The organism is Rugamonas sp. FW305-51 (genome assembly GCF_058786935.1).
In genome coordinates this window covers 169187-182437 of sequence record NZ_JBYSZG010000006.1, presented here as the reverse complement: position 1 = coordinate 182437, position 13251 = coordinate 169187, and the positions used below count along the sequence as shown (strand labels likewise).

Sequence of the window (13251 nt, the reverse complement as noted above, 5' to 3'; positions counted from 1 at the left end):
CGGCACCGGTATAGCTCCTGCGTCCTTGCCCTGCGGATCAAAAATGGCAAAAATGGAGACGCAAAAATGGGGACGTACCCCTTTTTTGAGTCGCTGGCCCATGCCGGCAATGGTATAGCGCCTGCGTCCTTGCGTTTCGGATCAGAGCGCAATACGGTCGAGTCTGTGTACGATTGTTGGCACTGCCCCCCGCGGTTGTTGCGCGCCGAGCTTGAAGATGCCGACCGCACTCGCCAGGTTGGTGGCCTGCTCCTGCATGCTTTCGGCCGCCGCCGCGGCCTGCTCCACCAGGGCCGCGTTCTGCTGGGTCATGGCGTCCATCTGGCCCACGGCGCGGTTCACTTCCTCGATGCCCACGCTTTGTTCCTGGCTGGCGGCCGTGATGTCGTGCATGTAGTCGGCCACCTGCCGCACGGCCGTAACGATGCGCTCCATGGTCTGGCCGGCCGAGTCGACCAGCTTGCCGCCGGCGTCCACCTGGTCCACGGAATTGCCGATCAGGGCCTTGATCTCCTTGGCCGCGCCGGCGCTGCGCTGGGCCAGGTTGCGCACTTCCGAGGCGACGACGGCAAAGCCGCGTCCCTGTTCGCCGGCGCGCGCCGCTTCCACCGCCGCGTTCAGGGCGAGGATGTTGGTCTGGAACGCGATCGAGTCGATCACGCCGATGATGTCGACGATCTGGTACGAGCTGGCCTTGATGGTGGCCATGGTCTGCACCACGTCGGCCACGATCTGCCCACCCTGCGCGGCCACGGCCGATGCCGACACGGCCAGCTGGTTGGCTTGCTGCGCGTGCTGGGCGTTCTGGCGCACGGTGCCGGTCAGTTCTTCCATCGAGCTGGCCGTTTGTTCCAGCGCGCTGGCCTGGGCTTCCGTGCGCGAGGACAGGTCGGCGTTGCCGCTGGCGATCTCGCGCGAGGCGACAGTGATCGATTCCGTGCTGCGCCGCACGGCGCCCACGGTGTCGGCCAGGCTGTCGTTCATGCCGGCCAGGGCGCGCAGCAGCTGGCCCGTTTCGTCCTGGGCGCCCACGCTCACGCGCTGGGTCAGGTCGCCGCCGGCCACGCGGGTGGCCAGCTCCAGCGCCTGCTGCAGGGGACGCGTGATGCTGCGGCTCAGGCGCAGCGCCACCACCACGGCCAGCGTCATGGCCACGGCGCAGATCACGACCATGATGACGGCGGCGCGCGCGCTGTCATCCTTGAAACGGGTGATGCCGGCGCCGATTTGCTGGTTCTGCAAGGCCGCCACCTGGTCGATCCCGGCCAGCCATTTGTCCTGCAGCGGCGCCACCTGCGTGGTCAGCACCTTGAGCGCCTGGCCCGCGTTGAAGCCGGCCACGAATTCCTGCGCTTCCTTGATGAAGGGGGCGCTGGCCTGTTCGTAGCCGTGCATCTCGGCCACGATGGCTTGCTCGGCCGGGCTCAGGCCCAGGGCCGCCAGTTTCGCTTCGTTGTCGCGGTAGCGCTGCTGTTCGATGCCGATGTTGGCCATTTCCCGCTGCATCTGATTGAGGTCGGCGGTGGCGCCGATGTTGCGGGCTGACAGGCCCTGGTGGAACAGGTTCTGGCGCATGGCGGCCACCAGGGCCGACTTGGCGTTGCTGGCGTTGACCGATTGCGTCAGGCTGGCGCCGGCCTGGCGCGAGGCCAGTGCGGCGATGGCCGTCATGCCGGCCATCAGGACCAGCATCAGGCCGAAGCCCAGCATCAGGCGGTAGCCTATCTTGATATCGTTGAGCTTCATGTTCAGTCTCCATGACGCCGGTCGTGGCCCGCGCCTTTTAGTATGGGTATGCGTGCTGCGCCTCGCCGCGACCCGGTGGGCGCGGAGGTCGCCGCGCTGCTGCAGCCGGAAACAACTGGGAGGGGAGGGGGACGGGGGGCTGCCGCAGGAGGCGGCAGCCGTGCCGGGGCGCTTACTGCCCCAGGTCGACGCGCTGTTCCGACGTCGGGTCGAAGAACACGGCCTTGGACAGGTCGAACGCCAGCTTGGTGTGCAGGCCGGCCGTCGCTTCGGCGCGCGGGTGGGTGCGGCAGGTGGCGCGGATGCCGTTGAACCAGGCGAACACCAGCGTGTCCGGGCCGGTCGGCTCCGTCATCTCGACCAGGCATTCCACTTCCGTCGGATGGTAGCCGTCGGGCGTGGCGGCGCGGCGGGCGCTGACGGCATCCGTCACGTGCTCGGGGCGGATGCCAAGGATGATCTCGCGGCCCACGTGCTTGGCCAGCACGTTGCCCGGCACCGGCAGCAGCGTGGTCTGGCCCGCGTGCTCCAGCGCGAACGAGACGTTGGCGCCGTCCTGCAGCAGTTTGCCGCGCAGGAAGTTCATCGACGGCGAGCCGATGAAGCCGGCCACGTACAGGTTGTCGGGACGGTCGTAGATGTCCTGCGGGCTGCCGAACTGCTGCACCACGCCGTCGCGCATGACGGCGATGCGGTCGCCCAGCGTCATCGCCTCGATCTGGTCGTGGGTGACGTAGACGATGGTCGAGCCCAGGCGCTGGTGCAGCAGCTTGATCTCGGCCCGCATTTCCACGCGCAGCTTGGCGTCCAGGTTCGACAGCGGTTCGTCGAACAGGAACAGCGACGGATCGCGGGCGATGGCGCGGCCCATGGCCACGCGCTGGCGCTGGCCGCCCGACAGCATGGCCGGCTTGCGGTCGAGCAGGTGGGCCATCTGCAGCGTGTCGGCCACGCGGTTGACGATCTTTTCCTGCTCGGCCTTGGGCACCTTGCGGATGCCCAGGCCGAACGAGATGTTCTCGCGCACCGTCATGGTGGGGTACAGCGCGTACGACTGGAACACCATGGCGATGTCGCGCGACTTGGGCGGGATGTTGTTGACCACGCGGTCGCCGATGCGGATCTCGCCCTGGGAGATGGTTTCCAGGCCGGCGATCATGTTGAGCAGGGTGGATTTGCCGCAGCCGGAGCCGCCCACCAGGATCAGGAACTGGCCGTCCTCGATCTCCAGATCGATGCCCTTGAGGATTTCTGCGCCGTTGGGATAAACCTTGCGCACGTTACGAATTGATAAGCTAGCCATGCTGATGTCTCCTGAAGGCGCCGGCCAGGATGCCGGCGCCGGTATTGTGTTAGCCCTTGACTGCGCCGGCCGTCAGCCCGCGCACGAAGTATTTGCCCGCCACCATGTACAGCACCAGGGTAGGCAGCGCGGCGATGATGGCCGCCGCCATGTTGACGTTGTACTCGGTCACGCCGGTCGAGGTGTTGACCAGGTTGTTGAGCGCCACCGTCACCGGCTGCGCGTCGGACCCGCCGAACACCACGCCGAACAGGAAGTCGTTCCAGATCTGCGTGAACTGCCAGATGAAGCACACCATGAAGATGGGCAGCGACAGCGGGAAGATGATGCGGCGGTAGATGGTGAAGAAGCCGGCGCCGTCGATGCGGGCCGCGTTCACCAGTTCTTCCGGCACCGACACGTAGTAGTTGCGGAAGAACAGGGTGGTGAAGGCGATGCCGTAGATGATGTGCACCAGTACCAGGCCGCTGGTGGTGTTGGCCAGTTCGGCCAGGCCCAACAGGCGCGCCATCGGCAGGATCACCACCTGGAACGGGATGAAGCAGCCCACCATCAGGGCCGTGAACACCACGTTCGAGCCGCGGAAGCGCCAGTGCGCCAGCACGTAGCCGTTGAGCGAACCGATCAGGCTGGACAGCAGCACGGCCGGGATCACCATGCGCACCGAGTTCCAGAAGTAGGGCTGCAAGCCTTCGCAGCGCACGCCGGTGCAGGCGCTGTCCCAGGCCTTGCCCCAGGCCGCCGTGGTCGGGTGCAGCGGGAAGTCGAGCAGGTTGCCGGCGCGGATCTGGTCCAGCGTCTTGACCGACGTGGTCAGCATCACGTACAGCGGCGCCAGGTAGTACAGTGCCACCAGCACCAGCAGGGTGTAGATGGCCACGCGGCCGGCCGTGATGCGGCTGCCGTCGGCGTTGATGTTAGCGTCCATTGCGCGCTCCTTTGGTTTCCATGTACATCAGCGGTACCAGTACGGCCAGCACCGTGGCCAGCATCATCATTGCCGACGCCGCGCCCAGGCCCAGCTGGCCCCGGGTGAACGAGAACTGGTACATGAAGATGGCCGGCACGTCCGACGAGGTGCCGGGGCCGCCGGCGGTCAGCGCCATCACCAGGTCGAAGCTCTTGATGGCGATGTGCGCCAGCACCAGCAGCACGCTGAAAAAGACCGGACGCAAGGAGGGGATCACAATACGCCGGTAAATCGTGGGCAGGCTGGCGCCATCGACCATGGCGGCCTTGATGATGGCGTCGTCGACGCCGCGCAAACCTGCCAGGAACAAGGCCATGACGAAGCCGGACGACTGCCAGACGCCGGCGATCACCACGGTGTAGATCGACATGTCGGAATTGACCAGCCAGTCGAAGCTGAAGCTGGTGTAGCCCCAGTCGTGCATCATCTTTTCCAGGCCCAGGCCGGGGTTGAGGATCCACTTCCAGGCCGCGCCGGTGACGATGAACGACAGCGCCATCGGGTACAGGTAGATGGCGCGCAGCGCGCCTTCGTGGCGGATGCGCTGGTCGAGCAGGATGGCCATGGTCAGGCCGATGGCCAGGCAGACCAGGATGAACAGGCCGCCGAAGATGCCGAGGTTGGCGGCGGCGGTCCACCAGCGGTCGATCTCGAACAGGGTGGAATACTGGCCGAAGCCGGAATACTCGTAATTGGGCATCATGTGCGAGTCGGTCAGCGACAGCCAGGCCGTCAGGCCGATGAAGCCATACACGAACACGAGCGAGGCAATGATGGTGGGCGACAGCACCAGGCGTGGCAGCCAGGTGTCGGCCAGGCCGGCGAAGCGGCTGGCGCGGACCGGGGCGCGGGCCGCGGTGGCGGCTGCCGGGCTGGCCGGGGTTGCGGTTGTAGCGGACATGGGGTTCTCCAAAGCGGGAGGCCGGAGCCGTCATTCCGGCGCGGGCGGGGTGCCATGCCGCGCACCACAGGATGGGCGGCATGGTTTCCCGCCTGCGCGGGAACGACGTACTGGGAGCCTCTGTGCGCGGACCGCGGTCCGCGCGACAGCATTACAGCATCGGTTGCAGCTTTACTTCGTCTTGGCGGCCTTGGCCAGCGCTTGCACGGCGGCCTGCGGCGTCATCGACGAGTTCATGAACTTGGCGATCACGTCCTGAATCGCGCCGGCCTTGGCCGAATCGATCGCCATGCCGTGGGCCATGCTCGGCTCGAGCATGCCGGCCTTGCTGCTGGCGGCCATGTCGTCCATCGAACGGGTGGCGCAGGCGTCGAACTTGGCGCGCGAGACGCCGGCGCGGACCGGGATCGAACCCTTGTTCAGGTTGAATACTTCCTGGAACTCGGGGCTCATCACGGCGTTGGCCAGGGTCAGCTGGGCTTTCTGCTCTTCAGCGCTCTTGACCTTGAACATGGCCAGCGAGTCGATGTTGAAGGTGAACGCCTTCTCGGTGCCAGGTGCGGGCAGGCACAGGAAGTCCTTGCCCGGCACCTTGCCGGCGGCCGTGAATTCGCCCTTGGCCCAGTCGCCCATGAACTGCATGCCGGCCTTGCCGTTGATGACCATGGCGGTGGCCAGGTTCCAGTCGCGGCCGGCCGCATCCTTGTCGATGTAGGTCTTGATCTTGCCCAGCGTTTCGAAGGACTTGACCATGGTCGGGCTGGTCAGCGAGGCCTGGTCCAGCTTGACCAGCGCTTTGTCGTAGAAGGCGGCGCCGCCTACGCCCAGCACCACCGATTCAAACACGGTGGCGTCCTGCCATGGCTGGCCGCCGTGGGCCACGGCTACCATGCCGGCGGCCTTGATCTTGTCGGCGGCGGCGAAGAATTCGTCGAAGTTGGTGGGGGCCTTGGCGCCGGCCTTGGCCAGCACGGCAGGGTTGACCCACAGCCAGTTCACGCGGTGCACGTTGACGGGCACGGCGACATAATGACCCTGGTACTTCATCACCTTGGTGACGACGGATGGCAGCAGGCTTTCCCACTTGCCTTCGGTGGCGGCCGCGTCGATGTTGGCCAGCACGCCTTCCTGGCCCCATTCCTGGATGGCCGGGCCCTTGATCTGGGCGGCGGTGGGGGCGCTGCCGGCGATCACGCGTGCCTTCAGGGCGGTGGTGGCGTTTTCGCCCGCACCGCCGGCCACGGCGAAGTCTTTCCAGGCCACGCCCTTGGCTTCCATCATCTTCTTCAGTTCGGCGATCGATTTTGCTTCGCCACCGGAAGTCCAGTAGTGCAGCACTTCAACCTGGGGTGCGGCCATGGCAGCGGAGGCGGCGACGGCGGACAGCAGCAGGGCAGCTTGAACGAGGGGTTTGAGGGTCATGTTATATGTCTCCGTTATGTGGATTGATGTAACTTTGCTACGTTATCACGAAAACGCGCCGGCACCGTACAGACTGGTGTGGTGCCGGCGCGCGGGTAGGCTACAGGGCAGGCAGGGGAAGGGCCGGGCGCAGTGCCGGGCGGCTTACCACCATGCTTCCATCTGCAGGCCGATGGAGGAACCGCTGGTGCCGTTGCCGTACACGGGGCCGGAATTGTTGGCCGCGTTGACCATGGCCGTCGCTTCCTTGTTCCACTTGCCGTAGGTGAAGTAGGCGCGCAGTTCAGGACGCTGCCAGAAGCCTTCGCCCACGGTGATGGTCGGGGCGATGGTCAGCTTGGTCAGGCGGGCCGTTTCGCCGGTGGTGCCGGACTTCAGGCCCGTCACGCCCAGTTCGGCTTGCAGCTTGAAGTTCTGGGCGAAGGCGTACACGGGACGGATACCGGCCGTGGTCCAGGTGGTGCTGCCGTTGGCGTCGGACTTGTCCTTCTGCCACAGGGCCACCATTTCGGCGCTGAATTGCTTGGTCGGCTGTATCCACAGGTCGTCGAACACGCGCACGCGGGTCACGTCGGAGCCCAGCGTGGTGCTGCCCGCGGAACCGATCCGTGCGCAGCAAGGACCGCCGATGCCGGTGCCGGGGCCGACGCCGTACTGCACGCCGACGGTGTTGCCGCCACCAAAGGTGCCGGCCTGCTTGTGGAACAGCGATGCGTTCCAGCCGTTGTGGTCCTGGGTGCCCTTGCCCTGGGCCGTGATGACGGTGAATGCGGCGTCCAGCGTGCCGCCGGCGTTGACGGGCAGGCCTTCGTACACCAGGTTCTGGCGGATCGCGGCCGGGGTGTTGATGACGGTCGACAGACTTGGATCGTACTGGTTCTGGTCGTTATCCTTGAACACGGCGTAGCTGATCTTGCCCGGGCCCAGGTTGATCTTGTCCAGGCCGCCGCCGGTGCCGTTCATGTTGATGAACTGCATGTCCAGCATGTGGATATCAGGACGGTAGTAGTAACGCTTGCCGATCCAGACCGTGCCGCCGTTCATGAAGGGCAGGTTGCGCGCTTCGACGTAGGCTTTGGCCACGTTCAGGGGAGCGTTGCCGAAGTCGGAGCTGTTCTTGTAGGCGTTGGCCCACAGGGTGCCGACGAAGGTGGCGCCGTTTTCGGACTTGGCCAGTTCGTGGGTGTAGCCGAATTCGGTGTAGCTGTCGCACTCGTTGCCCAGGCGGTAGCTCTGGGTAGGACCGCCCAGGCCGAAGCAGCTTTGCGGGCCGTGGGTCGAGCTGGCGCCGGAGCCGGCGCGCAGGTAGCCGTGGAAGCCCTCGGTATCGTTGAACGCGTCGGCGTGGGCTGCGCCGCTGGCCAGGGCCAGGGCCAGCATGGCCGGGAGGGTTTTCAGGACGGTATGCTTCATTACGACAGTCTCCTTATGGTTATCAGTGCGGACCTGGACACGTCGGCATTTCTGCCGCGTTATCTCTCGTTCCATGCCGGCGTATCTGCCACACTGTTGCTGCTGCGGTGGATGTTGTAGTTTTTTGCTACGGCAAATGCACAGTAGCATCGGCCCTAATGTGATGCTAGTGAGACACGTTCCCCTATCTGAAATATGGTTAAGTACTTGATTTGATTGGATTTGCCCTGTTTTTGCCGGTATTGGCCGCTTACATTTCTTTACAATGGGTGGCGCGGCGCAAGGGCCCGCTAGCCCGTCATTGCAGGCCTGGCAACGGATAATGGGGTGGGCGTCCGGCTGCAACAAAACGCAACAATTCCATACGCTTTATTGCAAAATGCTGAACATGGTTACCAACGTTTGTTGCTTTATCTAAGGTATAGTCTCAGCGGCAACATGGGGTTCCTGTTGCCGCAATCGATAAGAACAGGCCCATCCGACGAGGCGGGCCGCTGCTGGAGTGAGGAGACATGGTGAAAACGCTGCGCAGGCTGCTGCCGCTGGTGTGCCTGGCGGCATGGGGCGCCGCGCAGGCGGACGGCTTGCAAGTGCTGCATTGGTGGAAGTCGGCCAGCGAGCGCAAGGCGGTCGACCTGATCGCCGCCCGCCTCAACGACGAAGGCATCGCCTGGCGCGACAGCATGATCCCCAATGGCTCGGGCGTGGGCGCCGGCATCGTGCTGCGCAGCCGCATGCTGGCCAAGGATGCGCCGGAAGTGGCGCAGGTGAACGGCATCGTGATCCGCGACTGGGCCCGGCTCGACCTGCTGCTGGACCTCGATGCCGTGGCCGCCGCCGGCAAGTGGGACAAGCTGCTGCAGCCGACCGTGGCCGCCGCCATCCAGTCCGACGGCCATGTCTACGCCGCGCCGCTGGGCATCCACCGCATCAACACCCTGTTCTACAACCGCAAGCTGTTCGCCCAATACAAGCTGAACCCGCCCGCCACCTGGGCCGAGTTCGAGCACGCGGCCGCCGTGCTGCAGCAGGGCGGGGTGGTGCCGCTGGCCCAGAGCAGCGAGCCGTGGCAGGTGGCCACCCTGTTCGAGACGCTGGTGCTGTCCGAGAGCGCCGAGTTCTACCGCGCCCTGTTCCAGCGCCGCGAAGCGGCCGCCTATGCCGACCCGCGCCTGGTCAGCGCGCTGACCCGGCTGCGCCACCTGAAGAAATGGATGGACCAGCCCGTGCCCGAGCGCACCTGGGACGAGGCCACCCGCCAGCTGGCCGACGGCAACGCCGCCATGCTGGTGATGGGCGACTGGGCCAAGGGCGAGCTGGTGGCGCGCGGCCTGGCCGTGGACGAAGGTTTCGGCTGCGCCGTCGTGCCCGGCACGGCCAGCTACCACCTGTACAACATCGACACCCTGAGCATGCTGGCCACGCGCGAGCCGCACCGGCCGGCCCAGGAAAAGCTGGCCGCCCTCATCATGACGCCAACGCTGCAGAACGACTACAATCTGGTCAAGGGTTCCATCCCCGTGCTGCGCAACCCCATGCTGACCAGGATGGACAGCTGCGCCCGCGCCTCCTACAAATTGTTTTCCAGCGGCCCCGCGGCGCAGATACCGAGCCTGGTGCACCGCATGGCCACCGACGAGATCGTGCGCGACGCCATGGTGGCCGAGCTGCACCGTTTCTTCCTCGACGACGGCGTGACCGTCGCCGACGCGCAGCGCCGGCTGGCCGCCATTGCGCGCACTTTCACCAAGACACACTAGGCAACACCATGCGTAAGATACTGATAGTCGACGACGACCAAAAAACCCGCACCCTGCTCAAGACCTACCTGGAAAAGAACCAGTACGACGTGGGCCTGGCCCACAACGGCGAAACCTTCCTGGCCGAGTTCAACCGCTACGCCGACGAACTGTCGCTGGTGATCCTGGACGTGATGCTGCCCGACACGGACGGCTTTGCCCTGTGCAAGACGGTGCGGCGCCGCTCCAACGTGCCCATCATCATGCTCACGGCCAGCTCGGACGAGACGGACCGCGTGGTGGGGCTGGAGCTGGGCGCGGACGACTACATCTCCAAGCCCTACAGCCCGCGTGAACTGCTGGCCCGCATCAAGGCCATCCACCGCCGCACCGGCATGGACAACGTGGCCGCGCCCCGCTTCTACCGCTTTGTCGGCTACACGCTGGATACGGTGGAGCGCACGGTGACGGGCCCCAGCGGCGAACATGTGCCGCTGACGGGGCTGGACTTCCAGCTGCTCAAGTATTTCGTGGAACACGCGGGCGACATCCTGGACCGCAACGTGCTGTGCGAGGAAACCCGGGGCCGCGACGCCGGCCCCATGGACCGCTTCCTGGACGTGCAGATCAGCCGGCTGCGCCTGCGCCTGAACGACGGCGGCAAGCAGCCGCTGCTGATCAAGACCGTGCGCGGCGCCGGCTACGTGTTCTCAGCCGATGTGACGGTCAGCAATGTCTAAGAAACCACTTCAAACAGCCCATGGCGTCGTGATGGCGCCTTGCCGTACACGCGCACTGTCTTCGTCGCCATGCCTAGCCATGGCCGTTTTGAAATGACTGCGCGGCTGCGCCCGGGGCGCTGGCTGGCGCGCATCCTGCCGCCGTCGCTGCTGGGACGGCTGTCGGTCGTGATGGTGGCCGGCGTGCTGCTGACCCAGCTGGCCGGCAACTGGATCTGGGCCACCCAGCGCCACGCGGAAGCGGAAGTGGAAGTGCGCACGGCCACCCAGCACCTGGCCCACAGCGCCTCCAAGGTAATCCGCTTCTTCCTCAGCCTGCCGCCCAATTACCGGCCCCTCATCATCCAGCAGTTCCGCGAAATGGGCGGCACCCGCTTCCTCGTCAACGTCAACCGGGCGCCGGTGGAAATCGCCGGCATCGGCGAGCAGGCGCTGGCCGACGTGGCCATCGCCCAGGTGCGCACCACGCTCAAGGAAGACGTGCCCAACCTGAGCAAGCTGCGCATCGATTTCGCCTGGCCCGACCATCTGCCCGTCAGCGACGATGGCACCACCCTCAACGACATGCCGGAAGGGTGGGTGCAGAACGTGGTGCTGACCAAGCCGGCGCCGGCGCCCATCCTGCTGATCCAGGCGGAAATGGGGCCGGGCAACTGGCTGTACCTCGCCACGCTGATGCCCAATCCCTATTTCCTCGACAGCAGCAACCCGCTCACGCGCGACCGCGTGCTGCTGCAAGCGCTGTCGCTGGCGGCCGTGCTGCTGCTGTCCATCCTCGTCGTGCGCTGGACCACGCGGCCGCTGGCGGCCCTGTCGGAAGCGGCCACCGCGTTTGGCAACGGCGAGCGCATGCCCGACTTGCCGGAAACGGGCAGCCGCGAATTCGTCAAGACGGTGCGGGCCTTCAGCGCCATGCGCGAGCGCATCCAGCGCTACATCGAGGACAGGGAACGGCTGTTCGTCTCCATCTCGCACGACCTGCGCACGCCCATCATGCGGCTCAAACTGCGCACGGAATTGCTGGACGACGACCAGTTGCGCGACGAGTTCCACGAAGACCTCGACGAGCTCGACATGATGGTGAAGGGCGCGCTGCAGACTGTAAAAGATAGCGACATCCACGAGAACCCCACCGAGATCCGGCTCGACGCCTTGCTGGGGCGCATGGTGCGCGATGCACAGCTGGCCGGTCACCAGGTGTCGTTCGCGGCGTCGGGCCTGAGCGTGGCGGCCAAGCCGCTGGCGCTCAAGCGCGCCATCGGCAATTTGCTTAACAACGCGCTGCATTACGGCAAGCAGGTGGAACTGGCCGTGGAACCGCGGGGCAGCAACATCGCCATCGTGATCCGCGACCACGGGCCCGGCGTGCCGCCCGAAGCGATAGCAGGGCTGGCCGAGCCGTATGTGCGGCTCGAGCATGGGCGCCAGCAAAACAGCAGCGGCATGGGGTTGGGGCTGGGCATCGCGCGCGGCATCGTGCAAGCCCACGGTGGCGAACTGCTGCTCGACAACCATCCCGAGGGTGGCTTCCGCGCCACCATCCTCCTGCCCGGCGCAGCCTTCACCCCGCTCGAAAGCTGAACGGCGCCGCTTGCTGATGCGGTCGCGGGCATCGCCGCGCATCTTGTGCGACAGTAGCCTCAGTCGCACACGAATAAATGCGAATAAATGGGGACGTACCCCTTTTTTCGAATTAATGGGGACGTCCCCCTTTTTTGGTGGCGTGCTGGACTGGAACTGGCTATTGCGTTTGTGCGGGCCGCCGTCATATCGGTGGCATGGCACGCGCAGCCAGGCGGCACGGATGGCGAGGCGGAAAATGATTGCTGTCTTACATACGATGAGAGGTGAATTCACCAGCGCCCTGGCCAGATGGCCGTCGTTGCTGATGGCGCTGGTCTGCGCCTCATTGTTTGCCATGCTGCCGCTGCGGGCGGCGAGCGCCGAGCCGGATGCGATTACCATCGAGCTGGCGCCGGCCCAGGCCCAGCAACTGGTGCTGCGCGCCATGCAGCACCTGGCGCCGGGGGGCGAGGCTCGCCGCCGATACCGTCTGGCGCTGCCGTTTGGCGCGCCCTTGTTCCCACCGGATACAGACCTCGCGCTGTCGCCCACGCCGGCCCTGGCGCGCTGGCTCCAGCTCCCCATCGATGCGCGCCGCCATGACGTGCTCATCGTGCCCGACGCCGACTATTATTGGGAGGCGGGCGGCGCGCCTTTCTCCTGCCAGTTCATCGTCCACCTGCAAGGGCAGGGCGCGCACCAGACCCGGCTCACGCTGATCCAGGTACAGCCCACCGAGCGGCATGGCAAGAAGCTCGACCTGCTGGGCCGCACGGGCCCGGGCTTCTATCTCGACATCCGTCCCGCCGCGCCGGCCCCGCTGGCAAGCGCCGACCTGCTAGGCCTGCTGGCCGTGGCGCTGGCCCATCCACCAACGCCGTCCCATTAAGCCCAGCCCCGTGGCGAACAGCAGCGCCGTGGTGGGCACGGGCAATGTCGGCGCGCCCGGCACTTGCAGCGCAAACGGCGCCGTTACGGGATCGGATAGCTGGATCAGCGCACCGCCGGCCAGCGGATCGCCATCCCACCATTCGCCCGACAACGTGAACACGCCGCTGTCGCTCTGGCCCGGCGTAGCGAAGCCGAACACCTGGACGCCGAACAGGCCGGCAATGGTGGCCGCATCAAAAGCGCGCGACGCACTGCTGCCCGGCGCCAGGATGGGGAAGTCGAAATAGCTGGCGTCCGGCGTGCCGATGCTGAACGACGATGCGCTCAGCTGGGTGGGCACGAACCAGTCCACCGTGTCGGTGTTGCCGATGTCGTAGCCCCAGCCGGTGAGCTGGCCCGGCTGGCCGCTGATCATGCCGCCCGACGGCGTGGCGCTGAAGGTGAAGGTGAACGGCGTGGCGCGCGCGCCCGGCGCCAACAGGAGGCTGGCCAGCAGGCCGGCCAGCGCGCAAAAGGAAATGGGTTTCATGACGAGTCTCCCTGCAAGAGTGCTGCATTGAATG

11 protein-coding genes are annotated in these 13251 nt (G+C 65.9%); 4 read left to right on the top strand and 7 right to left on the bottom strand.

Features of this window, described 5'->3' with window-relative positions; translation table 11 throughout:
- Window positions 1-141: 141 nt before the first annotated feature.
- The 6 genes from AC3WOS_RS06960 to AC3WOS_RS06935 all read right to left on the bottom strand — a co-directional run bounded on the left by AC3WOS_RS06960 (window position 142) and on the right by AC3WOS_RS06935 (window position 7755).
- Window positions 142-1746 carry a methyl-accepting chemotaxis protein gene (locus AC3WOS_RS06960; RefSeq protein ID WP_492715155.1) on the bottom strand — a complete coding sequence of 535 codons (1605 nt, stop codon included), beginning with the start codon at window positions 1744-1746 and terminating at the stop codon, window positions 142-144.
- 172 nt (window positions 1747-1918) lie between these two features.
- A complete protein-coding gene (locus AC3WOS_RS06955) occupies window positions 1919-3049 on the bottom strand; it encodes an ABC transporter ATP-binding protein (RefSeq protein WP_492715154.1) in 1131 nt (376 codons plus the stop codon).
- Between the two features lie 49 nt (window positions 3050-3098).
- Window positions 3099-3977, bottom strand: a complete 879-nt coding sequence (locus tag AC3WOS_RS06950; RefSeq protein WP_492715153.1) for a carbohydrate ABC transporter permease — start codon at window positions 3975-3977, stop codon at window positions 3099-3101.
- Window positions 3967-4920, bottom strand: a complete 954-nt coding sequence (locus AC3WOS_RS06945; RefSeq protein ID WP_492715152.1) for a carbohydrate ABC transporter permease — start codon at window positions 4918-4920, stop codon at window positions 3967-3969. The genes AC3WOS_RS06950 and AC3WOS_RS06945 overlap by 11 nt, the downstream gene beginning before the upstream one ends.
- Window positions 4921-5091: 171 nt before the next feature.
- Window positions 5092-6342: an ABC transporter substrate-binding protein gene (locus tag AC3WOS_RS06940; RefSeq protein ID WP_492715151.1), complete on the bottom strand. Its 1251-nt coding sequence runs from the start codon at window positions 6340-6342 to the stop codon at window positions 5092-5094.
- A gap of 144 nt (window positions 6343-6486) precedes the next feature.
- A complete protein-coding gene (locus AC3WOS_RS06935; RefSeq protein ID WP_492715150.1) occupies window positions 6487-7755 on the bottom strand; it encodes a maltoporin in 1269 nt (422 codons plus the stop codon).
- A gap of 512 nt (window positions 7756-8267) precedes the next feature.
- Here AC3WOS_RS06935 and AC3WOS_RS06930 point away from each other — a divergent pair.
- The 4 genes from AC3WOS_RS06930 (at window position 8268) to AC3WOS_RS06915 (ending at window position 12686) form a co-directional block, all read left to right on the top strand.
- Window positions 8268-9515, top strand: coding sequence for an ABC transporter substrate-binding protein (locus AC3WOS_RS06930; protein ID WP_492715148.1), 1248 nt, complete (start codon window positions 8268-8270; stop codon window positions 9513-9515).
- A gap of 8 nt (window positions 9516-9523) precedes the next feature.
- Window positions 9524-10234: a response regulator gene (locus AC3WOS_RS06925; RefSeq protein WP_492715147.1), complete on the top strand. Its 711-nt coding sequence runs from the start codon at window positions 9524-9526 to the stop codon at window positions 10232-10234.
- 93 nt (window positions 10235-10327) lie between these two features.
- Window positions 10328-11815 carry an ATP-binding protein gene (locus AC3WOS_RS06920; protein WP_492715145.1) on the top strand — a complete coding sequence of 496 codons (1488 nt, stop codon included), beginning with the start codon at window positions 10328-10330 and terminating at the stop codon, window positions 11813-11815.
- 238 nt (window positions 11816-12053) lie between these two features.
- On the top strand, window positions 12054-12686 hold the full coding sequence (locus AC3WOS_RS06915) for a hypothetical protein (protein ID WP_492715144.1): 633 nt from the start codon (window positions 12054-12056) through the stop codon (window positions 12684-12686).
- Here the strand turns inward: AC3WOS_RS06915 and AC3WOS_RS06910 are convergent.
- Window positions 12636-13217 carry a hypothetical protein gene (locus AC3WOS_RS06910; RefSeq protein ID WP_492715143.1) on the bottom strand — a complete coding sequence of 194 codons (582 nt, stop codon included), beginning with the start codon at window positions 13215-13217 and terminating at the stop codon, window positions 12636-12638. The genes AC3WOS_RS06915 and AC3WOS_RS06910 overlap by 51 nt on opposite strands.
- Between the last annotated feature and the right edge of the window lie 34 nt (window positions 13218-13251).

What these genes read in the sequence shown, in the direction of transcription:
- AC3WOS_RS06960 (WP_492715155.1), bottom strand. Translation starts at nt 1,746, where the DNA reads ATGAAGCTCAACGATATCAAGATAGGCTACCGCCTGATGCTGGGCTTC.
- AC3WOS_RS06955 (WP_492715154.1), bottom strand. Translation starts at nt 3,049, where the DNA reads ATGGCTAGCTTATCAATTCGTAACGTGCGCAAGGTTTATCCCAACGGC.
- AC3WOS_RS06950 (WP_492715153.1), bottom strand. Translation starts at nt 3,977, where the DNA reads ATGGACGCTAACATCAACGCCGACGGCAGCCGCATCACGGCCGGCCGC.
- AC3WOS_RS06945 (WP_492715152.1), bottom strand. Translation starts at nt 4,920, where the DNA reads ATGTCCGCTACAACCGCAACCCCGGCCAGCCCGGCAGCCGCCACCGCG.
- AC3WOS_RS06940 (WP_492715151.1), bottom strand. Translation starts at nt 6,342, where the DNA reads ATGACCCTCAAACCCCTCGTTCAAGCTGCCCTGCTGCTGTCCGCCGTC.
- AC3WOS_RS06935 (WP_492715150.1), bottom strand. Translation starts at nt 7,755, where the DNA reads ATGAAGCATACCGTCCTGAAAACCCTCCCGGCCATGCTGGCCCTGGCC.
- AC3WOS_RS06930 (WP_492715148.1), top strand. Translation starts at nt 8,268, where the DNA reads ATGGTGAAAACGCTGCGCAGGCTGCTGCCGCTGGTGTGCCTGGCGGCA.
- AC3WOS_RS06925 (WP_492715147.1), top strand. Translation starts at nt 9,524, where the DNA reads ATGCGTAAGATACTGATAGTCGACGACGACCAAAAAACCCGCACCCTG.
- AC3WOS_RS06920 (WP_492715145.1), top strand. Translation starts at nt 10,328, where the DNA reads ATGACTGCGCGGCTGCGCCCGGGGCGCTGGCTGGCGCGCATCCTGCCG.
- AC3WOS_RS06915 (WP_492715144.1), top strand. Translation starts at nt 12,054, where the DNA reads ATGATTGCTGTCTTACATACGATGAGAGGTGAATTCACCAGCGCCCTG.
- AC3WOS_RS06910 (WP_492715143.1), bottom strand. Translation starts at nt 13,217, where the DNA reads ATGAAACCCATTTCCTTTTGCGCGCTGGCCGGCCTGCTGGCCAGCCTC.